The sequence below is a fragment of the uncultured Psychromonas sp. genome (assembly GCF_947489755.1).
In the GTDB taxonomy this organism is placed as follows: Bacteria; Pseudomonadota; Gammaproteobacteria; order Enterobacterales; family Psychromonadaceae; genus Psychromonas.
On sequence record NZ_CANLFB010000041.1, the window covers coordinates 1 to 24,825 of the forward strand.

Below are 24,825 nucleotides of genomic sequence, written 5' to 3' on the forward strand. Positions count from 1 at the left end.
TTAAGGTATCTAAAAGTGAATTAGAGATGATGACAGTCTAATAAATGCTATTGCTTATCCAGAACTCAGGTTAATTAGCTGCAAATGTTGAATCAATGAGTTTTTTTAAAACAAGACTCACATTAGGTGTTAGCTCGGACGTTTTTATCGTGCAGCAATTTCCGGCTGAAAGCGCTGCAACCAAAGGAGATAAGGTTAACGATACGGGATAATTAAAAGGAGATATGATTAAACAAACACCCAGCGGCGTTGAATGAATATAACTTTTAGCAGGTTGTATGAATAAGGGCGATTTTACTTTTTTAGGTTTCATCCAATGTTTTAATTGTTTAATAACAACATCAATTTCATGGAGAACTAGACCCATTTCTGTCATGTAAGATTCAAACTCAGGCTTGCCTAAGTCGATAGCTAATGCTTCATTTAAATCTTCTTGGTACGACAGAATGGCCTTTTTTAATGAGATCAGTTGCTGCTTTCGATAATCGAAAGAAAAAGGCTGACCAGCACTAAAAAAATCGCGTTGCGCTTGGATTTCTTGTGAATATCTATTCATTAAAGGCATCATCAACTGACTCGATGCCAGCGAATAATACATTGAATAGCACAGTGAAATTCAAGACTTATTGGGTCACTTGAGACACAGTCGTTAAACTTAACATTTCAGCAAAACCATCTTCATCACTTAAGTTAATGTGGCCAATCGCTGAAGGAGAAAATGCAGGGACGCCTGCCGCTGGCGCTAACTCACCAACGATGTAACCCACTAACGGTAAATGTGAAACTAATATTACAGACTTAACCCCTTCTGCTTGTAAAGCTAAGAGTTCGTCTACTGTTTTTCGAGCACTGCCACTAGGTGTTAAACAAGGTAACACTTGGATATTAGTCACGCCTTCGAAGAACGGACTCACCGATTCCCAAGTTTGTTGTGCTCTTACATAAGGGCTCACTAATGCAGCGTCTAAGGTTACGCCTTCTTTAATAAGGTGCTTAGCCATTAACTCTGATTCTTCACGGCCAATATCCGTTAAATTACGTTCAGCATCTGAAAACGCCATCATTTCCGCCTGTCCGTGGCGCATTATATATATTTGCATTCATTTCTCCTGAACAAAAAAGCTCCATAACAATAAAGTATGGAGCTTATTATAATTAATTAGTAATGACTCAATAACCAGTGAAAAAGATTATTGCTAGCACCAACCATATTTTTATTAATCTTTAACTGGTGTGTCACCAGATATCTTTAAAATGCCTACGGCTGCAATAAATACAGCACAAAAACCTGCAATAAAAATAGTTGGCATAGCCATGTAACCTAATACGTGCCAAATGATCGATTCTAATTCACTCATCGCCGTTCCTTAATAAAATTAAATAATGACTGCTATTACTCATACAAATGATACTTCAATATAGCGCAAAGAAAAGAATAAAGGGGTTTTTTCAGTAAAGCTTTTGATCTATTACAAGAATAAATCTTATTCGTTATAAAAAGTTTATATTTTTTAGTTCGTTTTAAGAACTTTTGGTGCTTGAAGTTGCCTTCTATTGGCAGTATATTTTCTTTCATAACATAACTTAATGTAGATACCCGCAATGGCAAAACAACAATTAAATCAATTACGTCACTATTTAAATCAAATGATCTTAGGGCAAAGTGAGCTTGTTGATAGCTTACTAATTGCTTTATTAGCCGATGGACATATTTTAGTTGAAAGCCCGCCAGGCTTAGCAAAAACCCGTGCAATCAATGCACTGTCTGATGGTATTGAAGGTGATTTTCATCGTATTCAATTTACACCAGACCTATTACCTTCAGATGTCACGGGCACCGATATTTTCCGTCAAGAGACAGGACAGTTTATTTTTGAAAAAGGTCCTATCTTTCATAACTTGATATTAGCGGATGAAATCAACCGTGCACCTGCAAAAGTACAATCAGCATTATTAGAAGCGATGGCAGAACGTCAAGTGACCGTTGGTAAAACCACTTACCCGCTACCAGAATTATTCTTAGTCATGGCGACACAAAATCCATTAGAACAAGAAGGCACGTATCCATTACCGGAAGCGCAATTAGACCGTTTCATCATGCATATTCAACTTGATTACCCTGATGCAGATACTGAGCGCTTGATCTTACAGTTAAATCAAAAAGAGATTTTAAAAGAGAAAGTCGCTGAAGTAACGCCACTGTTAAACGAGCAAATATTTAGTATGCGTGAAGAAGTGATGAAAGTGACTATCGCGCCTCACTTAGAGCAATACTTGATTGACTTGATTATCGCCACACGCGAGCCTGCTCGTTTTGGTGAAAAACTGTCACAATGGGTAAGTTATGGCGCAAGCCCACGTGCTACGTTAGCGTTGATGCGTACCGCAAAAGCCCGTGCATGGTTGAATGACCGTGACTACGTGATGCCTGAAGATATTATTAGTAATTTATACCCTGTATTGCGTCATCGACTTATTTTAAGTTACGAAGCCGAAGCGCAAGGCGTTAATGCCAATCAAGTCATCCAAGAAATCATTAATCAGGTGGCGATCGCAGGATAATGAACACGAATATTCCCGCTATTTTTACTAATACCCCCTATACCACGGGGGTTGATGTGCAGTTAAGTGAACTACTTAGTTACAAACAGCATGGTAAATTAACACTTAATGCCAAGCGTTTGCCTGCATCACGTCAACTCTCAGGTAATTATTTAGCGAATATTAAAGGTCGAGGTATGGAGTTTGCAGAAGTACGTCATTACCAACCAGGTGATGATGTACGCGCAATTGATTGGGCTGTGACAGCGCGAACCGGTAAAGCACACACCAAGTTATTCCAAGAAGAAAAAGAACGTCCTGTTTTTCTTTTAGTCGATGTCTCTGACAGTATGGTGTTTGGCAGTCAGTTTGTATTTAAGTCTGTACAAGCGTGCCATTTAGCTTCTCTGTTAAGTTGGCAAGCGAAACAACGTAATGACAGATTAGGTGGCATTGTTTTTAATCAGCAAGAAGTGGCTGAATTAAAACCGACGTCTCGTAGTAAAGGGTTAATGGCTTTTTTACATCAAAGCCAAATGTTATGTAAGAACGTCGCATTTAAAACCAAACAACAGCAATCCCTCTTATTACAATTGAAACGACTTTCACATTTAGTACAAACAGGTAGCCAAGTACATTTAATTAGTGATTTTTCACAATTAGATGAAGCCTGTTATAAGTTAATTAACCTGATGCGTCGCCATAACCAAGTGACCGTTTGGCAAGTCAGCGATCCACTTGAATCTCATTTACCTAAACAAGTATTACAAACGAGTTTAAAAATAAACTCAATGACAGGCAGTGGTTTTTTAAAAAATCAACGTCAACAACAGTCATATCAGGAAGCGGCAAGTCAACGCCAACAGTTAATGGAAAATAACTTATTGAAATATGGGATTGCACATTACCATATTAGTTCTTCCATCCCATTATTGGAACAATTCAATGCCTACGCCCAGTAACCCTTTTGAACAAATAATTATTCCCGCAGACATCCCTTCTGCATGGCCTCCTGCACCTATTTATTGGTTAATATTAGCGGCGATTATTGTCGTTATTGTATTAACTGTTATTTTTATAAAACGTAAAATAAATCAACAAAGAATTGTTAAACAAGCATTAGCATCGTTAAACCAATTACAAAAAAATAATGCCAATTTTGCTCAATTAAACCAAGTGTTAAAAGGCATAAGTCTGCATTATTACCCACGAGAACATGTCGCCTCTATCACGGGGCAAGCATGGTTTATATTTTTACAAGAGCATCATTCCCAGCAAAATACGCCGCTATTTAATGATCAAAAGGAATTCTGTCGACGTTTATATAAAGACAATTCAGCTTGTACGGATAACGACTTTGCCTCTGCTAGAAAATGGATAAAATCATTTCCCAGCCAAGTTAAAGCACGTCAAAAGTTGACCTTGGGTAATCAGCCTTCAGCAGGTAAAGCACATGTTTGAATTTAGTTACTGGTGGGTATTACTTTTTATACCACTTCCTTTGTTAGTTCGTTATTTCTTAGCAGCTAAAAAACAATCTTTTACACAAATATGGATCCCGCTAGCACAGGGTTTACAGCAACAAACATCTACAAAAAAGAATCCTTTAATTAGTGTTGCGGTTCCTTGGTTATTATGGATTTTATTGCTTTTAACTATCGCTAAACCTATCTGGTTTGGTGAGCCGATTCGAATTCAACAGCAAAGCCGCGATATGATCTTATCTTTAGATTTGTCGGGTAGTATGCAAGAAGAAGATATGCCATTAAATGGTCGAACAGTAGATCGCTTAACGTTAGTTAAATCTATCGTCAAAGACTTTGTAAAAGAACGAAAAGGCGACCGATTAGGGCTTATTTTATTTGCTGATCATGCCTACTTACAAACACCATTAACCTTTGATGTCGATACCGTATCAACGATGGTCGATGAAACGGAAATTGGCTTAGTAGGTAACCGCACTGCGATTGGTGAATCTATTGCAATGGCCATTAAACGTTTCGTTGAAAATAAGAATGAGCAGCGTGTTTTAATACTATTAACTGATGGGGCAAATACCTCTGGCACAATAAAACCTATTGAAGCGGCTAAACAAGCGGCAAAAAATAACATTAAAATTTACACGATTGGTATCGGTGCAGATTCAATGATTAAACGAGGATTTTTTGGTAATGAAAGAGTTAACCCATCAGCTGATTTAGATGAAAGTACATTGACTGAAATAGCAACGCTCACTGATGGCCAATACTTTCGAGCAAGAAACCAGGATGACTTACAAAAGATCTACCAAACCATCAACCAATTACAACCTGTTGATAGTGAGTTCTTAGAGTTTAGACCTGAGAAGAACCTTTTTTATTGGCCCCTTTCGTTAGCTATCAGTCTTTTATTGATCGTTGTTATCTCGTTAAAAATAAGAGGTGAAGATGAACTTTAATAACCTTCTCGATACAACTTTGGGACCATTAGAATTTCTTCGTCCTTATTGGTTACTGGGTATCATTATTGTGGTAGCAATCAGCTTATGGCGCTATCAACGTCATCAATACAAACAAACCAGTATTATTGCCAACCATTTAAGTGAGCATTTGGTTACCCTACCAGAAACCACTAAAAGCAATCGCTTAGCATTAAACTTACTGGTCATTATTGCTTGTATCGCTTTATCAGGCCCGAGTATTCGCAGTGTTAAGTTACCCGTTTATGAAATGCAAAAAGCGCAAGTGATTGCTTTTGATCTGTCATTCTCAATGTATGCCACTGATATAAAGCCAAATCGATTAAGCCGTGCAAAATACAAAGCCATTGACCTGTTAAAGCAATGGACCGAAGGTGATAAAGCATTAATAGCCTATGCGGGTGATGCCTTTACTATTACACCATTAACCACGGACAGTAATTCGATTATTAACCATGTGCCTTACCTTTCTCCGGACTTAATGCCTGAACGTGGTTCAAGACCCGATTTAGCATTGCAGAAAGCGATTTCATTATTAAAAAATGCCGGATACCAACAAGGGCATATTGTCTTTATTAGTGATGGGTTTGATAAAGAAAGCCAAGAAAAGATGCAAGAAATGCTAAAAGGAACAAAATGGATGGTCTCTGTTTTATCAATGGCGACCAAAGAAGGTGCCGCGATTAAACTAAACGATGGTCGTTTATTAAAAGACTCAAATGACAATATTGTGATCCCTAAACTTAATAGAAGTACGTTATACCCTGTGACACAAATGAGTGATGGTTTGTTATTGAATTTTGATGCGACGGGCCAAGATATTCAATTATTAGCCGCACACTATGACACACAGGAATTACAAAAAGAGGATAGTGAATCATCCACTAAAACAGATAATAAACAACCTATCGATGATGGTTATTGGATTAGTTTATTATTGGTCCCATTGTTTTTATTATTATTTAGAAAAGGTGTTTTTTACGCACTACTATTAACCGTCATGCTGCCTTTATCAACACCAAGAGTAGAAGCCTCTATTTGGGAGAACGATCAGCAGAATGCTTATCAAGCATTCCAAAGTGAAAATTATAAAGAAGCCAGCGAAGCATTTGAAGATTCGTCTTGGAAAGCGGCAGCCTTGTTTAAAGATAAACAATATAAACAGGCCGAAACTGCCTATATAAAGGAGGCAAAAACGAATCCAGGTGATGCGAATACGTTTTATAATTTAGGTAATGCACAAGCCATGCAGCAAAAATATGAGCAAGCATTAACTAGCTTTAATAACGCATTAGCAATAAATCCAAACTTTAAGGAAGCATTGGCTAATAAAGCCGCCGTTGAAAAGCTACTTGAACAGCAAGAGCAACAAAAAGACCAACAGTCTTCAGACCAAAATCAAGATAATCAACAATCTTCTGAACAGCAAGATCAAGAACAATCTTCAGAACAACAAAACCAAGATGGTCAGCAGCAAGAGCAACAATCCTCAGAACAACAAAGCCAAGATGGGCAGCAGCAAGATCAACAACCATCTTCTGAGCAACAATCCTCAGAACAACAAAACCAAGATGATCAACAACAGGATGGACAGCAGCAAGATCAACAACCATCTTCTGAGCAACAGTCCTCAGAACAACAAAGTCAAAATGCTCAACAACAAGATGGACAACAGCAAGAGCAGCAACCGTCTTCTGAACAGCAACTTTCTGAGGAAGATGAACAAAAAGAGCAGCAAGAACAGTCTTCTATTGCCCAGTCAAATGAACAATCTGATCAAGAAGAGTCACCAACGGATAAAGCAGCAAACCTAAGCACTTCAGAAGAAGATTTAACAAAAAATGAAGAGTATGAAGAGCTGCCTATTTGGTTAAAAAACATGCCCGATGATCCTTCTTTATTATTACGCAATAAAATGCGACTTGAATATCGAAAACGAGCAGCAAATAAACCTGTTTTACAAAACAATAATGGAGAAATCTGGTAATGCAGTTCTTACAAAAATGTTTAACTATTATTCTACTTTCAGTTAGCTTCAGCATGCCTGCTATATCAGAAACGCAAGCAACGGCATCAGTGAATAGTAATAGTGTGTTTCTTGGTGATACTTTTATATTAACCGTTGAAGTTAATGACACGGGATCTGACTACCAATTTGATACAAGTGAATTAAATAATGACTTCGTTGTAGGTAGACCCTCTCGTAGCCAACAAACCTCTTATATTAATGGCGAGTTTACGCAGCAAATAACCTGGACACTGCGTTTACAAGCTAAAGAATTAGGTGAGTTAACCATCCCTTCATTTCAAATAGGTGATGTATCAACGCAAGCAATAAAAATTGAAGTCAATAAACCAGGTAAACAACAGCAGTCGACCGCAAACGATACTATCTTCATTGAAAGTACCATTAATAAAAACAAAGTTTATATTGATCAACCGGTTATATTAGAAAGTAAAATATATGTAGCTGAAAGTATCTCTAACGCCGATGTACAAGCACCTATACTAGAAGGTGCGACCATCGAACAAATCGTATTAGATCAACCAGCAAGTCAAATTGTACGTAATGGTTTGCGTTATCAAGTTTTCACCTATCAATACACAATCACGCCATCAACCTCAGGAGAAGTTACCATTACTTCTCCTTTATTAACCGGTGCAGTGCAAAAAATACAACAAGTTAATAGTTATCAACAAAGAAGAGTAACTCAAGCAATTAATATCAGAGGTAATGATCTCGAACTATCAGTCAAAGAGATGCCTGCTAATTTTCAAGGAGATTGGTTAGTCAGCGAGGACGTGCGCTTAATAGAGAATAATGACCTACAAGCAAAAGAGTATACTGTAGGCGACCCAATTACACGTAGTATAAGCTTACAAGTGGCTTCAATTGCACTTGATAAAATGCCTGAAATTGCACTTAATTATGACAGCGCGTTGCGTTATTACCCTGACCAGGATGATTTAAAACAAGGTACAATTGACAATATTTTATATAGTCAGCGCACGATCACTCACGCCATTATCCCTAACAAAAGTGGTGAACTGGTTTTACCCGAAATTAAGATAGCATGGTGGAATAGCAAAACAGAAAAACAAGAATTTGCAACGTTGCCTGCACAAACATTAACAATTAAACCTGCACTAACAAATAATACGGCAAATGATAGTAATAACAGCAATATGAATAATAGTACGGATCAATCGTTGCTGACGGCGGCTGCACAACAAAAGCAAAACAATATTCAACACAGTGTTAATGATGATCAATCAACACAATTAATAATATGGCAGGTAAGTACTCTGGTTCTGTTGTTATTGTTGATGCTATTAAGCTTCTACCATCTTAATGTTGTTAAAAATAATAAAGTCATTATGCAAAAGCCTAAACTAGCTAACTCAAAGAGTCAGCAATATAAGGCGTTATTAAGTGCATTAAAGCAAGCAAAACCAAATGACGTCTATGCGTCTTTATTAAGATACTTTCAATCTCAGTATCCGAGCATAAAATTACTGCAGCAAATAAGTTCTTTTACAAATTTAAGCGAAGAAAATAAACAACAACTTCAACAAAATTTACAAGAATTAGAATTAGCTTGTTCTGAAAAAACGCACCATTGGGATGCAAAAAAATTATTAATATTAATAAAGTTGCACCATCAAGTGACAAGTCAAAGCGATCTTAATCACATCACTAACCTCAACCCTTAGAGCTCTATCACATTTATGAGTAGATTAAATTTCGATTAATTTACTCATAAATGAAGCTTCACAGTCACTTTTTGCTATAAAAAGCATCGAAACATGACTTAAATCAAAAAATGCACTACAGAATCCAACCAAGGGCTAGTAAAAGACTTGCTCTAACTTATGATGAATCAGGTGCAATATATGGATGGCATGTAAATTGCTCTATCTGTTTGATATGAATATTGTTTAAATTATAAGGTGGCATGTAAATTGCTAAAACACTTTATATGAATACCGTTCTATATGACGTTACCACTATATTCATAGTTGATTTTTAATTTTAAGCCACAAGGAAAATACAATGAAAGTGACAAAGCTAGCTCTATTATTTGGTCTTACAGCTGCAGTACCTACGCTATCTCATGCGGGTACATTAGAAGATGTTATGAAAGAAGGCGTACTTAAGTGTGGTGTTTCTACAGGTATCCCTGGTTTCTCTGCGGCAGACTCTAACGGTGAATGGAAAGGTCTAGATGTAGATTTTTGTAAATCAGTAGCAAGTGCGGTTTTAGGCGATGCAAGTAAAGTAAAATACTTCCCATTAACGGCTAAAGAGCGTTTTACTGCATTACAAAGTGGTGAAATTGATGTACTAGCGCGTGCAACAACGTGGACTGCTACTCGTGATGCTTCTCTAGGTTTAAACTTTGCAGGTGTTAACTACTACGATGGCCAAGGCTTCTTAGTAAGTAAAAGCATAGGTGTAAATTCAGCTAAAGAGCTAGATGGCGCTACTTTCTGCATTCAAGCGGGTACAACAACTGAGCTTAACTTAACAGATTACTTTAAAGCTAACGGTATGGAATACAAAGCCGTTACTTATGATACATCTGGTCAAACAATTGATGGTTTCAAAAAAGGTCGTTGTGACGCAGTAACTTCTGATCGCTCTCAATTAGCAGGCTTAAGAATTAAACTTGATGATCCAAAATCAGCAATTCTTTTACCAGAAACAATCTCTAAAGAACCACTAGGTCCTGTTGTACGCCAGGGTGATGATGCTTGGTTTAATGTTATTCGTTGGACTATGTTCGCAACAATTGAAGCTGAAGAGCTAGGTGTATCATCAAGCAATGTTGATGAAATGCTAAAATCATCAATCAATCCTGGTATCAAACGTTTATTAGGTTCTACAGGTAAAACAGGCGAAGACTTAGGTCTTAAAAATGATTGGGCTTACCAAATTGTTAAGCAAGTAGGTAACTACGCTGAATCATACGACCTGAATGTAGGTAAAGATTCACCGATTCAAATTGAACGTAGTTTAAACAAACTATGGAATCAAGGTGGGATCATGTACCCAATGCCAATTCGTTAATTTTAACCAGTCTCTAGGGGAAGTCTCTCTTCCCCTTTTTCCTAGCTGATTAAAAGGCACATTATGACAAACAAACAGCTTCCAGTAGACGGTAAAGGATTGTTAAACAACCCTCAACACCGCGCAATTTTTTTCCAAATTCTCGCTTTAGCACTCGTTGTATTTTTTGCATTTTATTTTGCAAATAACATGTTTGATAACATTGAAAGCCGTGGCATTACCACTGGTTTCTCGTTTTTAAACAATACAGCTGGCTTCGGTATCAGCCAAACGCTTATTCCTTACGATGATGGAACATCCACATTTTTGGATGTATTTATCGTTGGTTTATTAAATACTCTTCTTGTATCTGTATTAGGGATTATTTTCGCTTCAATTATTGGTTTATTATTAGGTGTTGCTCGCTTATCAAGCAACTTTTTAATGTCTAAGCTAGCACTTGTTTATATTGAAACATTTCGTAATATTCCCATTTTGTTACAAATTTTATTCTGGTATAACGTTGTACTTGCTGCATTACCAAGTCCTCGCCAAAGTTTCGTTTATTTAGACAGCGTATTCTTAAATAACCGAGGCTTATTACTACCAGAGCCTATTCTTCAAAGTGGAAGTGGCGCTGTTATTATTTCCTTTGTACTCGCTATTGCTGCTGTCATTTACCTTGTTCGTTGGGCTCGTCAACGTCATAACGATACAGGCCAAGAGTTCCCAATACTTAAAGTATCTATTGCACTTTTAATATTAGCACCTACATTAGTTTACTTTATTGCTGGTCAACCTATCACTGCTGAATACCCAGTGCTAAAGGGCTTTAACTTTAACGGTGGCTTAACCATTATTCCTGAGCTACTCGCATTATTATTTGCGTTAAGTATCTACACTGCGACTTATATAGCAGAGGCAGTACGTGCAGGTATTGAAGCAGTACCAAAAGGTCAAAAAGAAGCGGCTAAATCATTAGGTTTAAAAGACCATGTTATTTTAACTAAAGTCGTTTTACCTCAAGCATTACGTGTGATCATTCCTCCTGTTATTAATCAATTTTTAAACTTAACTAAAAATTCATCCTTAGCAACTGCGATTGGTTACCCTGAATTAGTCACCCTATTCTCAGGAACAACATTAAACCAAGTAGGTCAAGCAATAGAGATCATACTCATGACCATGGCTGTTTATCTCACTTTCAGTATTCTTATCTCACTGTTATTGAACTGGGTTAATGCCAAAATGGCTATAAAAGGACGATAAAATGGCAACTTATACAATGAAAGAAGCCAAGCCAGCTCCAACGGCAAATAAAGGCATTATTTTTTGGTTAAAGGAAAATCTATTCCCAGATGTTAAAAGTAGTTTGTTTACTTTATTTGGGTTATACGTTATTTACAGCATTGTGCCGCCACTATTAGATTGGATGATATTCAATGCGACGTGGAGCGGTACACAAGATGAAGTAGTTAATAGTGGTGCTCGTTGGATTTTTATCATCGAGAAATTCGACCAGTTTATGTATGGATTTTATCCTGAAAGTTTACATTGGCGCCCTAACCTAGTTGCTATTATTAGTATTGTTTTTGTTTTTTCTTTTAAATATATCAAAAACCTTAAAGTTAAAATTGCAGGTATTTTACTGTTCCCTGTTGTTTGCTTCGTTTTAATCAGCGGTGGTTGGTTTGGGTTAGAAGTAGTAGAAACAGAAAAATGGGGCGGCTTAATGCTGACCATTCTAGTGGCTGCTGTCGGTATTATTGCTTCTTTTCCTATTGGAGTGGTATTAGCACTAGGACGTCAATCTAACATGCCAATTCTTAGAACCTTATGTATCGGTTTTATTGAATTTGTACGTGGTGTTCCACTGATTACAATTCTATTCATGGCATCGGTTTTATTACCTTTATTTTTCCATGATGGTATTGAATTTAATAAGCTATTACGTGCACTCATTGGTATCACACTATTCCAAGCGGCTTATATCGCTGAGGTAGTACGTGGTGGCTTACAAGCCATACCAAAAGGTCAATATGAAGCAAGTGAAGCGTTAGGTTTAAGCTATTGGCAAGGAATGATTTTAATTATTCTTCCACAAGCATTAAAAATATCTATCCCTAACTTAGTGGGTTCATTTATCTCACTATTTAAAGATACAACACTTGTTTTAATCATCGGTTTATTCGACATTTTAGCAATGGTGACACTGACTAACAGTGATACCAATTGGCTAGGCTATGAAGTAGAAGGTTATGTTTTTGTAACCATGATCTACTGGGTATGCTGTTTTTCAATGTCACAATATTCAAAATCGATTGAACGCAAATTTAACACCGAGCATTAAAAGGAATCGTCATGTCAGACCAAGAAACTATGATAAAAATGAAGGACGTCAACAAGTGGTATGGTGATTTCCATGTACTAAAAGATGTAAACCTAGATATTAAAAAAGGCGAAAAAGTCGTTATTTGTGGCCCGTCGGGTTCAGGTAAGTCAACGACTATTCGTTGTTTAAATCATTTGGAAAAGTTCCAAGAAGGTAGCATCAATATTAATGGTACTGAGTTAATTGAAGATGTAAAAGTAGTACGCCATATTCGTTCACAAGTAGGTATGGTATTTCAACACTTTAACTTGTTCCCTCATTTGTCAGTGTTAGAAAACTTATTAATTGCACCTACATGGGTACACAACAAACCACGTAAAGAAGCAATTGAAACGGCTATGTACTATCTTGAGCGTGTAAAAATCGCAGAGCAGGCACATAAGTACCCAAATCAATTATCTGGTGGACAGCAACAACGTGTAGCGATTGCTCGTTGCTTATGTATTAACCCTGAAATCATGTTGTTTGATGAACCAACATCAGCACTGGATCCTGAAATGGTGTCAGAGGTATTAGATGTAATGGTCGAACTAGCTGACGAAGGTATTACGATGATTTGTGTAACGCATGAAATGGGGTTTGCAAAAAAAGTAGCAGACCGAGTTATTTTCATGGATGCGGGGCAAGTTATTGAAGAAAATGAACCTAATGAATTCTTTGATAACCCGCAATCAGATCGTTTGAAAACATTCTTAGAACAAATCCTATCGCACTAATGCTTTAGGGATTATTCAGGTAAATAAAAAGGGCTAATCATTAGCCCTTTTTTGTGTCTGCGGGAAGGTGTATTTAATGTTATAAACATTAAGAAACTCGTTGGCACTACAAGGCAACAACAAGAAAAATTCAAAAAAACAATCACCACGAAGCGCTGCGCTACACGAAGAAAAACCAATAATATTGGTTCAAAATAGTTACACTTTGACTCATTCTTACTTTTCATCTTTTCCAGGTAAATCATTTTGGATTTAAAAATATAATCACCACAAAGCGCTGCACGGGAGACGAAGGGAAACTGAAATTATTCTTTTAATTAAGTTTTTGACCTTCCTTCTCCACCCTTCGTGCCTTCGTGGTAAATAGCTTTTGATTTTAAAAGAATGATCACCACGAAGCGCTACGGTGTTTTTCAAGACAGTTGGCACTCATTAGCTAATTTTTGCCCTCCTTCTTTACCCTTCGTGGTAAAACCGCTTTTAATTTTAAAAGAAAGATCACCACGAAGCGCTACGCTACACGAAGGACACGAAGAAAAACCAATAATATTGGTTCAAAATGGTGACAACTAGTCTGACACAGGGGGCTTGTCATCTTTTCCTAGTAAATCATTTTGGATTTAAAAATATAGTCACCACAAAGCGCTACGTTGCACGCAGGGCACGAAGAAAAGCTAACATTATTCTTTTAATTACATTTTTTGACCTCCCTTCACCACCCTTCGTGCCTTCGTGGTAAGTCCGCTTTTGATTTTAAAAGCATGATCACCATGAAGCGCTGCCCTACAGGAAGAGAACGAAGAGAAACCAGTTATTTATTTTAATAAGAGTGGTGGGTAGGTTCTACATCAGAGAGTTGGATTTATTTGATTCACTACTTTTTGTTGAAATGTTAAGTCTGAATAAAACTGCGTGACTAAATGACGACTATCAATACCAGTTCGCTGCATTAGAGGCACTGCACGTTCAGTTGCCGTTATATAGGCGTGAACATCATTATAACGTGCTAACAAGGGTTTAATGACCTCAGAGTACATCTCATCAGCAACGACGCTTGCATAGCCTTTTTTACGATGCTCAGGCAATGTTACAAAATGTATGACACCTAAATCTTGATACAATACGCCTTCATGCCACTTTTTTTTATCTGTAGCGGCTTCATAATTTTCTAATAAGCTATAAGCAACTAACTCTTCATCAACATATAACTTAATCATTTCAGCTTGAGTCCCATGACGTAATTCATCATGCTCAGTTAACCATTCAAATAAATACCACATTTTCATGTTGATTGGCCCTAAGGCTAATAACTCTTGTGCACAATCTTTAGCATTACAATATTCGAAGCGTTGCATTAATAACCTATGAAATTAATCAAAAACAGAATGAAAAAATTGGCTAATGATATAACAGTTTTCTATTAAACTACGCTATTGAATCTCACTTTATTTATTATGTTTTTATTCTGCTATTAATCTATAAGTTGTTCGTTATTGAAATATTAGTCTATTCATTAAACTCAGATCATAAGCATAATTTAGCGACTCTTTAAATCTATCCCTGATCGTTGATAAATATCGCCAAAGGGAAATTCAATCGTGTATTTGGCTAAGTCTGGTGAAATAGCGGCTAAACTATCGTTCATCTTTGACCTGCTTCACCATCGATTTCCTGTCCTTTTTTAAGACCTGATTGATAACGTTCATTTTCTATTACAGCTTCCTTTTAAATTAAATAAGTGGTTTTATGAAAAAGCACTTTACAACTTAGTATTAACTCTAAGTAGATAACTATTCTTAATTATTTTAAAAGAGGATAAAATGAGAGTAATAATAAAAAGGCAGCTTTCAGTCTATCTAAACTGTGTTTTTGTTCGTTTTAACAAAATGGATAACGGTATTATGAAGTGTTTTATATTCTAGACATTAGCCAACAAAAGATAATTGTTGGCTAATGTAGTTAACTGTTAATGAGGATTACTTAGAAAAGATAACGGTTTTCTTACCATTCAAGAATATGCGATGCTCAATATGGCAACGTACTGCACGAGATAATGTTAAACATTCTATATCACGTCCTTTAGCGGCTAAGTCTTGAGGGTAATAAGTATGATCAACCGTCTCTACTCCCTGGGTAATAATCGGCCCTTCATCAAGATCGTCACTCACATAATGTGCCGTTGCTCCTACTAGCTTGATACCACGATCATAGGCTTGATAATAAGGCCTAGCCCCTTTAAAACCAGGTAATAAAGAGTGATGAATATTAATTGCTTTACCCGCAAGTTTTTTACACATGCCATTAGACAACACTTGCATGTAGCGTGCTAAGACCACTAAGTCAGCTTCACTGTCTTGAATGATTTTGAGCACTTTTGCTTCCTGCTCTGGTTTGGTTTCCTTAGTAATAGGTAAATGGTAGTAAGGAATATCATGCCATTTTGCTAGCGCTTCTAAATCGGGATGGTTAGAAATAATCGCTGGGATTTCAATATCAAGGTCACCCGTACGGTAACGATATAATAAGTCATTGAGACAATGGTCATGCTTTGACACCATGATCACAACTTTAGACTTATAAGGGCTTGATGCTAATTGCCATTTCATATCGAATGCACTGGCGCGCGCTTCAAACTGCTGACAAAAGTCTTCACGATTGAATTCGGTTGCAGTATTCGCTCTAAACTCTATGCGTATAAAAAAACGGTCTTCAGCAGTATCATCAAAAGAATGAATTTCACTGATATAAAATCCTTGCTCAAATAAAAAGCGAGTAAACAAATTAACCGTACCTGGCTTAATAGGGCTATCGGCAGTGATGATATGAGTTTGTACTACTGGTTTGAAATCAGGCATTTGAGATCCTTTATCTTTATTTAAAAAACCGCTTAGCTCAATAATCACACTAAGCGGTTTTATTATTTCCGTATTTATCCTCTCTTCTATTCAAATAAATATTTAAAGAGGATATTATTTTTATTTAAACAGCTAACTTAACAGTACGATTTAAGTTGCATAATATTAAACAATGCTTAAACCGTACTCTTTACTGCTCTGTTGGATCCATAGCCAAACATAATCAGAAAAACTACGACGTATCACTAATTGAAATTTGTCTTCACTGAGTCGCAAAATATGGGCCCCCGCTTTTGCAAAGGTAGTCCCAACGACTTTACCAATAGGAAAACTATCCAAATGTAGGTCATACCCCGTTGATTTTTTCATCAGGTCGATAACATTCATTCCACTGAGTTCAATCAGAGTTTGAGCCCCACTAATATCACTCACGGCAAAATGCCCTTTTAGTGTCGCTCTCAGCTTTTCTTCAACGTCATATTCACTACCAGAAGCAACAACGATCAGCCATTCATCAGGTGCTAACCACATGATTTGTGCTGACTCGCTCTTCGCACTACTACAAGCAGTAGTTGGTAGTGCAACGTCTAGTACCTCTTGCACACCAGTGAGAAATGCATCATCGTCAGCATTACCACGTAAATTAAGGTGGCCAAATAATGCAGCTTCATGAAAAATAATACCGCCAGACTGAGATTGGCCAATTAATTGGTCAAGTTGCGCATGGTGTAATGGTGATTCAACTTGTATTAAATTAGACATTTTGACGAGCTCCCTTTGGATCATAAAATATTGGGCTACAAATTTCGGCTTCAACGGTTGTGCCATTACTTAACGGTAAAAACACACTCTGTCCTTTGCGATTAATACCGCCTTTGACCACAGCCAAAGCAAAAGAATACCCCATGCTCGCACTGTAATAACTGGAGGTAACATGCCCGACCATAGTCATCGGAATAGGCTGGTCTTTATCAAATACAATTTGTGCACCTTCTGGCAATACAAATGTTGGATCTTTCGGTTTCAAACCTACCATTTGTTTACGATCATCACGTTGATTATCATCTCGTCCCCATGAACGTTTACCAAGGAAGCTAAACTCTTTATTTTTACCAACCACCCAATTCATGTCTAAGTCTTGTGGTGTCACCGAACCATCGGTATCTTGTCCAACAATGATGAAGCCTTTTTCTGCACGTAAAATATGCATGGTTTCAGTGCCGTAAGGTGTAATGTTAAATTCTTCGCCCGCTGCCATTACAGCCTTCCATGTATGTAACCCATAGTTAGCTTGTACGTTAATTTCGAAAGACAACTCACCCGTAAATGAGATACGGAAAATACGTGCTTTAACGCCAGCAACTTTTGCTTCAATCCAATCCATGTATTTAAAATTGTCATTACTAACATCAATATCACAGACTTTTTCTAAGACTTTACGTGCTTTAGGGCCTGTTACTGTCATTGTTGACCAATGATCCGTCACCGTTGAAAAATAAACCTCAAGTTCAGGCCATTCAGTTTGATGCCATAACTCTAACCATTGCAATACGCCAGCTGCACCACCAGTGGTCGTGGTCATTAGAAAACGGTTATCATTGATACAGGCGGTTACACCATCATCAAAGACCATACCGTCTTCTTTACACATAACCCCATATCGACATTTCCCAACCGCTAATTTACTCCATGGATTGGTATAAACACGGTTTAAGAATTCTCGGGCATCTTTACCTTGAATATCAATTTTCCCTAAGGTTGATGCATCCAAAATACCTACATCATTACGTACAGCTAAACATTCACGCTCAAGAGACTCTTGCATTGTTTCCACTGGACGAGGGAAATACCAAGGACGTTTCCATTGACCAACATCCTCGAACTCAGCACCGTTTTCTAAATGCCATTTATGCATTGCACTAAAGCGAGCAGGATCAAATAGCTGTTTAACGTCTGCACCAGCTAATGCACCAAACGTGGTTGGTGTGTACATTGGACGGAAGATAGTGGTACCTGTTTCGGCAATTGTTTTACCTAACGACTTAGCAGTGATTGCCATGCCGTTAATATTGCCTAACTTACCTTGATCGGTACCAAAGCCTAATGCGGTATAGCGTTTTACATGCTCGATGGACTCAAAACCTTCACGGTTTGCTAGCTCAATACCTGCAGCGGTAACATCATTTTGATAATCAACAAATTGCTTAGGTGCTCGGCTGGTTTTTTTACTGTGTGGCACATGAAAGAGTGCCATTGATTCATCTTCCTGTGGGTCGTTCGTTAAAGGTAAGGAACCTTCAAAAACGCCTTCACCTTTACCCGCTGCTTGTGCCGCTAACGCGCCCGTTGTAAAACCATCAGAAAGTACTTTAGATAACGCATATATACCTTCTAACCCTCCACAACTATGTTGCTTTTGAACTGTTTCACCAGGGACAAAACCTGCTACTTCCTCTTTCCAAATAGGACGAGAGCCAGTATGAGACGATAAATGCACCACTGGACTCCAGCCCCCAGAGCTGGCGACCGTATCGCAAGATAAATGTTTCACCGCACCTATCACACTATGATTTACTGCATTTATTGGGGCAATATCTACCCCTTTAACACGCTTTTTACCACTGACTTCGATAACCGCATGACCAAATATAATATCAATACCCAGTGATTTTGCTCTTTTAACTAATTCACCATTTGACGCAGAACGTGTATCGACGATAGTCACGACTTTACGCCCTGCTTGATGCCAATCAATAGCAGCTTTATAAGCGTTATCATTGGTTGTCATCAGTACAAGCTCGTTACCAGGTACAACGTCATAACGGTTAATATAAGTTGAAATAGCAGTCGCTAACATACAACCAGGTACATCATTGTTGCCATACACTAGAGGTCGTTCATGAGCCCCTGTTGCTAAAATGACTTGTTTTGCTCTTACTTTATGCACTCGCTGACGAGAGCATTGCTGTTGATTCTCACCTAAATGATCGGTACGACGTTCATTGATACCTAGTAAATTATGATCGTAATAACCAAAAACCGTACTACGTGGCAATAAAAGCACATTATCCATTTTAGTGAGTTGTGTCATGACTTTCTCAACCCATAAACTAGGTAAATCGCCATTTATCTCCTGCTTAGAGCATAATAAACTACCGCCAAATTCATTCTGCTCATCACTAATAATAACGCGTGCGCCCGTCTTTGCTGCTGATAATGCAGCAGCTAACCCAGCAGGACCACCACCCACAATCATCACATCACAATGTTGATGCATTTTGTCATAACTATCTGGGTCGCTTAATGTTGGACTAGCCCCTAAGCCAGCACCTTTGCGGATCAAATGTTCATATGACATCCATAATGATTGAGGAAACATAAAGGTTTTGTAATAAAACCCAGGTGGCATCATAGACCCACCCAACTTGCCAACAGTAGACATTAAATCAAAGTCTACATTCGGCCAGCCATTGGTAGAGCTAGCAGTTAAGCCATTATAAAGATCGGTTTGTGTCGCACGAGGGTTGGGAATTGTCGAAGATTGTGATGAACCAATTTGAAAAATAGCATTCGGTTCTTGTGAGTCACTGGTAATAATGCCGCGCGGACGTGAATATTTAAAACTACGACCGATAACATCAACACCATTCGCTAATAAAGCGGATGCAACCGTATCACCTTCAAACCCCTGGTACTCTTTACCATTAAAAGTAAAATTTAACGTACGGGTACGATTAATGCGTTTGCTACTTGCAGCTATTCGATTAATTTGGCTCATAATTAGCCCTCTTTACTAGCGGTGATATTCGGTTGTAGACCCATCTTATATGTTTCCATAATTTGATAAGTCACCGTGTTTCTCGTGATGTTGAAGTATTTACGACAACCATGCGCATGTACCCACATTTCATGGTGTAAACCACGTGGGTTTTTACGGAAAAACAAATAACGAGCCCATTGTTCATCACTCAACTCTTCAGGTTGTAAAGGACGCTCGATATGCGCTTGTCCTGCCGGATTAAATTCTTCTTCTTCGCGCATTTCTTCGCAATAAGGACAGTAGATATGTAACATAATAAATTCCTATTAGTGGGCTACGCCGGCAGCGCCGTGCTCGTCAATTAATTCACCAGAGGTAAAACGATCAACGCTAAATGGTTTGGCTAATGGATGAGGTTGATCGTGAGCGATGGTATGGGCAAAAATATTACCTGAACCAGGTGTTGCCTTAAAACCACCCGTCCCCCAACCACAGTTAAAATAAAGTCCTTTAACATGCGTTTTGGAAATAATGGGACAAGCATCAGGACAAGTATCAACAATCCCACCCCATGCACGATTAAGACGTACACGACTGAACATCGGAAACATTTCTATAATGGCTGCAATCGTATCTTCAACAACATTGAACGAACCACGTTGACCATAACCTAAGTAACCATCAATACCGGCACCAATCACTAAGTCGCCTTTATCAGATTGACTGACGTAACCATGCACATGATTAGACATCACCACCGTATCTAAAATGGGTTTAAGTGGCTCAGAGACCATGGCTTGTAGAGGGTGAGATTCAAGTGGTAATTCCATCCCAACCATTTTTGCAATAACGCTTGAGTTACCTGCAGCAACACAACCTACTTTCCCTGCAGAGATAAAACCTCGATTAGTTTCAACACCCGCCACAGCGCCATCTTTACGACGAATACCAGTCACTTCAGTTTGCTGTAGCAAATCAACACCTAATGCTTCTGCTGCACGAGCAAACCCCCAAGCAACCGCATCGTGACGCGCAGTACCAGCACGTGCTTGCCATGAGGCGCCCATCACAGGGTAACGAGCATTTTTTGAACAGTCTAAAATAGGCACCATTTCTTGTACTTGTGCAGTGGTTAGCACTTCACCATCAATACCATTAAGGCGATTAGAGTTAACACGACGTTCAATATCACGCATATCTTGTAGTGAATGCCCAAGATTTAATACGCCACGTTGGCTAAACATCAAGTTATAGTTCAGCTCTTGCGCTAAGCCTTCCCATAATTTTAATGAGTGCTCATATAGATGGGAGGCTTCGTCCCACAAATAGTTAGAGCGAATGATCGTAGTATTACGCGCCGTATTACCGCCCCCTAAGTAGCCTTTTTCAACCACTGCAATGTTAGTGATACCATGTTCTTTTGCTAAATAATAAGCCGTTGCTAGACCATGACCACCACCACCAATAATGACTACATCATAATGTTTTTTTGGGATAGGATTACTCCAAACTCGTTGCCAATTTTCATGGTAACTTAAGGAATGTTTTAACAAGCCAAATCCTGAATATTGCTGCATAGTATTGCCCTTTTCTAAATTATATTATTGGATGAAACATGACCTAACTGCGTAACTAAGGCATAATTAAGTGCGTTAGGTCATTGATGTATCAATTAGCGATACACAGGATTTTTGTCACATAACGCCAGTACTTTATTTCGCACTTCTGTGATTGTTTGTTCATTATTAATGTCGTCTAACACATCACAAATCCAATCGGTTAATTGGGCAACGTCATTAAGACCAAATCCACGACTAGTAATTGCAGGTGTTCCGATACGAAGACCACTGGTGACAAACGGTGATTGGGGGTCATTAGGGACTGAATTTTTATTAACGGTAATATTGGCACGGCCTAATGCAGCATCTGCATCCTTACCGGTCATGCCTTTATCAATGAGATCAAGCAAAAACAAATGATTATCTGTCCCACCTGAAACTACTTTATAACCACGTTGTTGGAAGACTTTTGCCATCTCACGCGCATTATCGATAACTTGTTTCTGGTAATCGACAAAATCATCTAATAAGGCTTCTTTGAAAGAAATCGCTTTGGCTGCAATGACATGCATCAAAGGGCCGCCTTGCCCGCCAGGGAATACAGCTGAATTTAATTTTTTAGCAAGCTCTTCACTTTTTTTCGCTAAAATTAAACCACCACGTGGACCACGTAATGTTTTATGAGTCGTCGTGGTAACAACATCTGCAATAGGTACCGGGTTAGGGTATAAGCCTGCAGCTACCAAACCTGCAACATGTGCCATATCCACAAAAAACCAAGCACCGATACTGTCAGCAATATCACGAAAGCACTGCCAATCAACAACCCGAGAGTAAGCAGAGAAACCAGCGATGATCATTTTAGGTTGATGCTCTTTAGCGAGACGTTCTACTTCTTCATAATCAATTTCACCGGTTTTTTCATTTAAACCGTATTGCACTGCATTATAAATTTTGCCAGAAAAGCTAACTTTAGAGCCATGCGTTAAATGACCACCATGCGCTAAGCTCATTCCAAGCACTGTGTCACCTGGATTTAACAGCGCCATAAATACAGCCGCATTAGCTTGTGAGCCTGAGTGAGGTTGCACATTTGCGTAATCGGCACCAAATAACTCTTTAGCACGGTCAATCGCCAATTGCTCAACAACATCGACATGCTCACAGCCACCGTAATAACGCTTACCCGGATATCCTTCCGCATACTTATTAGTCAACTGAGTGCCTTGTGCTTGCATAACACGCGCACTGGTATAGTTTTCAGACGCGATAAGCTCAACGTGATCCTGTTGACGCTTATCTTCAAGTTGAATGGCATCCCAAATTTTATCGTCGAAGCCTGCTATTTGATCATTTTTATAAAACATTTTCTTTCTCCACGGTGACAACCGTTGTGGTTTTTATTGATAACTGTTTTGTGTGAATACATATTTAAAAACAATATTTTTTCAATAACTAATCTCTCCGATTAACTGAATGACAACTTAAGTCGAAAGTAACGTCGATAAATAAGCTGCCATTAGTACCGGTTAAATAGTGACTTATCTAAGCTGGATTAGATGCCATCTCAGCCTCTTTTTTTGCCTCGGCTTTCTGCTCTTGAACAACTACTTTTTCTTCCTGTTTATATCGTGCTAATTCAGCTTCAGATATTTTTGGAGAAAACCATCCTAGTGATGCATACAACAAACCAATGACAGGCGATAACCAACATGCAAATGCTAATGGGATGTAAAGTAGGTTTTCAATTTGGCCATCAGCAATACCTAGGCCTAGCGCGGTAATAACAAAAGCACCACCCGCATTCCAAGGGATGAGAGGAGAAATTAATGTGCCACCCTCTTCAACTGCACGTGATAAATTCAGTTTTGAGTAACCCTTCTTAACATAAGCAGCTGCAAACATTCTGCCGGGTAATGCAATTGAGAGGTACGGGTCGCCAGCAACAAGATTTGTCGCAATAGCTGAACTAGTTGCAGCGGCTTGTAATCCAAAAAAGGAATTAATACGACTAAGAATGGCTTTAATAATAGTTTCTAAACAATGTGTACGTTCAAGTGCACCACCAAAACCTAATGCAATAACAACCAGCGTGATAACCCACGTCATAGACTGCACACCACCACGATTTAACAAACCATCGATTTCGACTACGCCAGTTTCAATTTTGTATCCGCCTTGCATGAATTTAAACACTTCATGTAACGAGGCATCTTGGACGTAGATTGCTATCAATGCCCCCGTAAATACACCAGCAAATAAAGAAGGTAATGCAGGCATTTTTTTAAGGGCAAGCGCAATAACAATAACGGGCGGTAATAATGCGAATAAAGTCAGGTTGAAGTTATTATCTAAACCATTAGTAATCGCTTCTATTTTAGAAAAATCGACTTCACCAGTACCAATAAAGTTAAAGCCAACAAAAAGATAAATAACAAATGCGATAAGCATCGCCGGCACTGTTGTTGGTAACATATTACGAATATGGTCAAAAAGGTTAACGCCAGTAACAGCAGGTGCTAAGTTAGTTGTATCAGAAAGAGGTGAGATTTTATCTCCAAAGAAAGCACCAGAAACAACTGCACCAGCTGTCCAGTACATCGGAATATCAAAACCTGCACCAATCCCCATCAATGCAAGCCCTACCGTTGCAGTCGTCCCCCAAGATGTCCCTAAAGACACAGAGACAACAGCACATAGCATCATGCCAGCAGCAAGAAATATTTCTGGATTTAAAATGGTTAATCCGTAGTAAATAAGGACAGGAACCGTGCCACTAGCAATCCAAACCCCTACAATCATGCCAACGGTCATTAAGATGGCAATGGATGGAAGACCAACACGAATAACATGCATGATACCTTTTTCAATATCGTCCCAACGATAGCCACGGAACCACGCTAATGTAGCGGTAATAGCAATACCAATAGCAAGGGGAATATGAGGTGTAAAATCTCCATAATAGAATAATTGAATAGCTAGCAGTGTCAGCGTCAATATTATTGGCAGTATTGCCATAAAGAAACTGGGTTTTGTTTTGATATTTTCAGTCATTTTCTACTCCTGTTGAATTATCTGATAATGAGTGAAACTGCAAAATTAATTGCTCCCTTCCTCACCCGCGAGATAACACTAAGCGGTAGATGTAAACTCAGAATGAATACGGTGTAAAAGAATGTAAATTAAAGTAATTACCTGTTTACAATTATTTTACATTTGCGATTTTTTGATCAATTAAACAATCAAGCCTAGGGTAATTAACTTTCCGTCCGCGACTAAGACTGAAAAAACTACACCGAATAGTTGAGTAGATAAGTAAAAAATAAGTAGCGAGTTAAGTAGGTAAATAGATAAATGGGTAAATAGCTAAGTGAAAAGATAGATATAAAAATCTATCAATTGAATCTCAATCGCAAACAACGAATATAGGTTGCTCACAATTCGCTTAAGTAGTTAATCAACATATTAAGCGAATGATCCCCATTTTATCTCAA

Annotated in this window: 21 protein-coding genes and 1 pseudogene; 10 read left to right on the forward strand and 12 right to left on the reverse strand. The window is 38.2% G+C overall.

Annotated features, from left to right (window positions below; genetic code table 11):
• Positions 1-70: 70 nt before the first annotated feature.
• From Q0794_RS16500 to Q0794_RS16510, 3 genes are all read right to left on the reverse strand, one after another.
• Positions 71-556, reverse strand: a complete 486-nt coding sequence (locus Q0794_RS16500; RefSeq protein ID WP_298943732.1) for an aldehyde dehydrogenase family protein — start codon at positions 554-556, stop codon at positions 71-73.
• A 67-nt stretch (positions 557-623) separates the two neighbouring features.
• On the reverse strand, positions 624-1,100 hold the full coding sequence (sixA, locus tag Q0794_RS16505; RefSeq protein WP_298943734.1) for a phosphohistidine phosphatase SixA: 477 nt from the start codon (positions 1,098-1,100) through the stop codon (positions 624-626).
• A gap of 117 nt (positions 1,101-1,217) precedes the next feature.
• The gene (locus Q0794_RS16510; protein ID WP_160062991.1) at positions 1,218-1,358 is read right to left on the reverse strand and encodes a TIGR02808 family protein; all 141 of its coding nucleotides are present in this window, start codon (positions 1,356-1,358) and stop codon (positions 1,218-1,220) included.
• A gap of 244 nt (positions 1,359-1,602) precedes the next feature.
• Here Q0794_RS16510 and Q0794_RS16515 point away from each other — a divergent pair, with 244 nt between their 5' ends.
• The 10 genes from Q0794_RS16515 (at position 1,603) to Q0794_RS16560 (ending at position 13,157) form a co-directional block, all read left to right on the forward strand.
• Positions 1,603-2,562 (forward strand): MoxR family ATPase, encoded by a 960-nt coding sequence (locus tag Q0794_RS16515; protein ID WP_025564490.1) that lies wholly within the window; start codon positions 1,603-1,605, stop codon positions 2,560-2,562.
• A complete protein-coding gene (locus Q0794_RS16520; RefSeq protein ID WP_298943737.1) occupies positions 2,562-3,503 on the forward strand; it encodes a DUF58 domain-containing protein in 942 nt (313 codons plus the stop codon). Before Q0794_RS16515 ends, Q0794_RS16520 begins: the two co-directional genes overlap by 1 nt.
• Complete coding sequence (locus Q0794_RS16525; RefSeq protein WP_298943739.1) at positions 3,487-4,002, forward strand: DUF4381 domain-containing protein; 516 nt, start codon at positions 3,487-3,489, stop codon at positions 4,000-4,002. Before Q0794_RS16520 ends, Q0794_RS16525 begins: the two co-directional genes overlap by 17 nt.
• On the forward strand, positions 3,995-4,978 hold the full coding sequence (locus Q0794_RS16530; protein WP_298943741.1) for a VWA domain-containing protein: 984 nt from the start codon (positions 3,995-3,997) through the stop codon (positions 4,976-4,978). Before Q0794_RS16525 ends, Q0794_RS16530 begins: the two co-directional genes overlap by 8 nt.
• Positions 4,968-6,986, forward strand: a complete 2,019-nt coding sequence (locus Q0794_RS16535; protein WP_298943743.1) for a VWA domain-containing protein — start codon at positions 4,968-4,970, stop codon at positions 6,984-6,986. Before Q0794_RS16530 ends, Q0794_RS16535 begins: the two co-directional genes overlap by 11 nt.
• Positions 6,986-8,713, forward strand: a complete 1,728-nt coding sequence (locus Q0794_RS16540) for a BatD family protein (RefSeq protein WP_298943745.1) — start codon at positions 6,986-6,988, stop codon at positions 8,711-8,713. Before Q0794_RS16535 ends, Q0794_RS16540 begins: the two co-directional genes overlap by 1 nt.
• A gap of 340 nt (positions 8,714-9,053) precedes the next feature.
• Positions 9,054-10,070 carry an amino acid ABC transporter substrate-binding protein gene (locus Q0794_RS16545; protein WP_298943746.1) on the forward strand — a complete coding sequence of 339 codons (1,017 nt, stop codon included), beginning with the start codon at positions 9,054-9,056 and terminating at the stop codon, positions 10,068-10,070.
• Positions 10,071-10,133: 63 nt separating this feature from the next.
• Positions 10,134-11,318, forward strand: coding sequence for an amino acid ABC transporter permease (locus tag Q0794_RS16550; protein WP_298943748.1), 1,185 nt, complete (start codon positions 10,134-10,136; stop codon positions 11,316-11,318).
• A gap of 1 nt (position 11,319) precedes the next feature.
• The gene (locus Q0794_RS16555; protein WP_298943750.1) at positions 11,320-12,399 is read left to right on the forward strand and encodes an amino acid ABC transporter permease; all 1,080 of its coding nucleotides are present in this window, start codon (positions 11,320-11,322) and stop codon (positions 12,397-12,399) included.
• An 11-nt stretch (positions 12,400-12,410) separates the two neighbouring features.
• On the forward strand, positions 12,411-13,157 hold the full coding sequence (locus tag Q0794_RS16560; protein ID WP_037048880.1) for an amino acid ABC transporter ATP-binding protein: 747 nt from the start codon (positions 12,411-12,413) through the stop codon (positions 13,155-13,157).
• An 848-nt stretch (positions 13,158-14,005) separates the two neighbouring features.
• On the opposite strand, the gene Q0794_RS16565 is transcribed toward Q0794_RS16560, so the two are convergent.
• The 9 genes and pseudogenes from Q0794_RS16565 to nhaC form a co-directional block, all read right to left on the reverse strand.
• Positions 14,006-14,512, reverse strand: a complete 507-nt coding sequence (locus Q0794_RS16565; protein ID WP_298943752.1) for a GNAT family N-acetyltransferase — start codon at positions 14,510-14,512, stop codon at positions 14,006-14,008.
• Positions 14,513-14,697: 185 nt separating this feature from the next.
• A pseudogene (locus Q0794_RS16570) lies at positions 14,698-14,870 on the reverse strand (carboxymuconolactone decarboxylase family protein); the annotation flags it as partial.
• A 263-nt stretch (positions 14,871-15,133) separates the two neighbouring features.
• Complete coding sequence (gene purU / locus Q0794_RS16575; RefSeq protein ID WP_298943753.1) at positions 15,134-16,012, reverse strand: formyltetrahydrofolate deformylase; 879 nt, start codon at positions 16,010-16,012, stop codon at positions 15,134-15,136.
• Positions 16,013-16,177: 165 nt separating this feature from the next.
• Complete coding sequence (locus tag Q0794_RS16580; RefSeq protein ID WP_298943755.1) at positions 16,178-16,774, reverse strand: sarcosine oxidase subunit gamma family protein; 597 nt, start codon at positions 16,772-16,774, stop codon at positions 16,178-16,180.
• Positions 16,767-19,790: a sarcosine oxidase subunit alpha gene (locus Q0794_RS16585; RefSeq protein ID WP_298943757.1), complete on the reverse strand. Its 3,024-nt coding sequence runs from the start codon at positions 19,788-19,790 to the stop codon at positions 16,767-16,769. The genes Q0794_RS16580 and Q0794_RS16585 overlap by 8 nt, the downstream gene beginning before the upstream one ends.
• Positions 19,791-19,792: 2 nt before the next feature.
• A complete protein-coding gene (locus Q0794_RS16590; protein ID WP_298943759.1) occupies positions 19,793-20,086 on the reverse strand; it encodes a sarcosine oxidase subunit delta family protein in 294 nt (97 codons plus the stop codon).
• A gap of 12 nt (positions 20,087-20,098) precedes the next feature.
• Positions 20,099-21,349 (reverse strand): sarcosine oxidase subunit beta family protein, encoded by a 1,251-nt coding sequence (locus Q0794_RS16595; protein ID WP_298943760.1) that lies wholly within the window; start codon positions 21,347-21,349, stop codon positions 20,099-20,101.
• Between the two features lie 95 nt (positions 21,350-21,444).
• Positions 21,445-22,698: a serine hydroxymethyltransferase gene (gene glyA / locus Q0794_RS16600; RefSeq protein WP_298943762.1), complete on the reverse strand. Its 1,254-nt coding sequence runs from the start codon at positions 22,696-22,698 to the stop codon at positions 21,445-21,447.
• 178 nt (positions 22,699-22,876) lie between these two features.
• The gene (gene nhaC / locus Q0794_RS16605; RefSeq protein WP_298943764.1) at positions 22,877-24,385 is read right to left on the reverse strand and encodes a Na+/H+ antiporter NhaC; all 1,509 of its coding nucleotides are present in this window, start codon (positions 24,383-24,385) and stop codon (positions 22,877-22,879) included.
• Positions 24,386-24,825 lie beyond the last annotated feature (440 nt).

Excerpts from the sequence above, each read along its gene's own strand:
- glyA (WP_298943762.1), bottom strand. The coding sequence starts at position 22,698 with ATGTTTTATAAAAATGATCAAATAGCAGGCTTCGACGATAAAATTTGG.
- Q0794_RS16555 (WP_298943750.1), top strand. The coding sequence starts at position 11,320 with ATGGCAACTTATACAATGAAAGAAGCCAAGCCAGCTCCAACGGCAAAT.
- Q0794_RS16525 (WP_298943739.1), top strand. The coding sequence starts at position 3,487 with ATGCCTACGCCCAGTAACCCTTTTGAACAAATAATTATTCCCGCAGAC.
- nhaC (WP_298943764.1), bottom strand. The coding sequence starts at position 24,385 with ATGACTGAAAATATCAAAACAAAACCCAGTTTCTTTATGGCAATACTG.
- Q0794_RS16560 (WP_037048880.1), top strand. The coding sequence starts at position 12,411 with ATGTCAGACCAAGAAACTATGATAAAAATGAAGGACGTCAACAAGTGG.
- sixA (WP_298943734.1), bottom strand. The coding sequence starts at position 1,100 with ATGCAAATATATATAATGCGCCACGGACAGGCGGAAATGATGGCGTTT.
- Q0794_RS16510 (WP_160062991.1), bottom strand. The coding sequence starts at position 1,358 with ATGAGTGAATTAGAATCGATCATTTGGCACGTATTAGGTTACATGGCT.
- Q0794_RS16590 (WP_298943759.1), bottom strand. The coding sequence starts at position 20,086 with ATGTTACATATCTACTGTCCTTATTGCGAAGAAATGCGCGAAGAAGAA.
- Q0794_RS16515 (WP_025564490.1), top strand. The coding sequence starts at position 1,603 with ATGGCAAAACAACAATTAAATCAATTACGTCACTATTTAAATCAAATG.
- Q0794_RS16595 (WP_298943760.1), bottom strand. The coding sequence starts at position 21,349 with ATGCAGCAATATTCAGGATTTGGCTTGTTAAAACATTCCTTAAGTTAC.
- Q0794_RS16565 (WP_298943752.1), bottom strand. The coding sequence starts at position 14,512 with ATGCAACGCTTCGAATATTGTAATGCTAAAGATTGTGCACAAGAGTTA.
- Q0794_RS16550 (WP_298943748.1), top strand. The coding sequence starts at position 10,134 with ATGACAAACAAACAGCTTCCAGTAGACGGTAAAGGATTGTTAAACAAC.
- Q0794_RS16540 (WP_298943745.1), top strand. The coding sequence starts at position 6,986 with ATGCAGTTCTTACAAAAATGTTTAACTATTATTCTACTTTCAGTTAGC.
- Q0794_RS16500 (WP_298943732.1), bottom strand. The coding sequence starts at position 556 with ATGAATAGATATTCACAAGAAATCCAAGCGCAACGCGATTTTTTTAGT.
- purU (WP_298943753.1), bottom strand. The coding sequence starts at position 16,012 with ATGCCTGATTTCAAACCAGTAGTACAAACTCATATCATCACTGCCGAT.
- Q0794_RS16580 (WP_298943755.1), bottom strand. The coding sequence starts at position 16,774 with ATGTCTAATTTAATACAAGTTGAATCACCATTACACCATGCGCAACTT.
- Q0794_RS16545 (WP_298943746.1), top strand. The coding sequence starts at position 9,054 with ATGAAAGTGACAAAGCTAGCTCTATTATTTGGTCTTACAGCTGCAGTA.
- Q0794_RS16530 (WP_298943741.1), top strand. The coding sequence starts at position 3,995 with ATGTTTGAATTTAGTTACTGGTGGGTATTACTTTTTATACCACTTCCT.
- Q0794_RS16520 (WP_298943737.1), top strand. The coding sequence starts at position 2,562 with ATGAACACGAATATTCCCGCTATTTTTACTAATACCCCCTATACCACG.
- Q0794_RS16585 (WP_298943757.1), bottom strand. The coding sequence starts at position 19,790 with ATGAGCCAAATTAATCGAATAGCTGCAAGTAGCAAACGCATTAATCGT.
- Q0794_RS16535 (WP_298943743.1), top strand. The coding sequence starts at position 4,968 with ATGAACTTTAATAACCTTCTCGATACAACTTTGGGACCATTAGAATTT.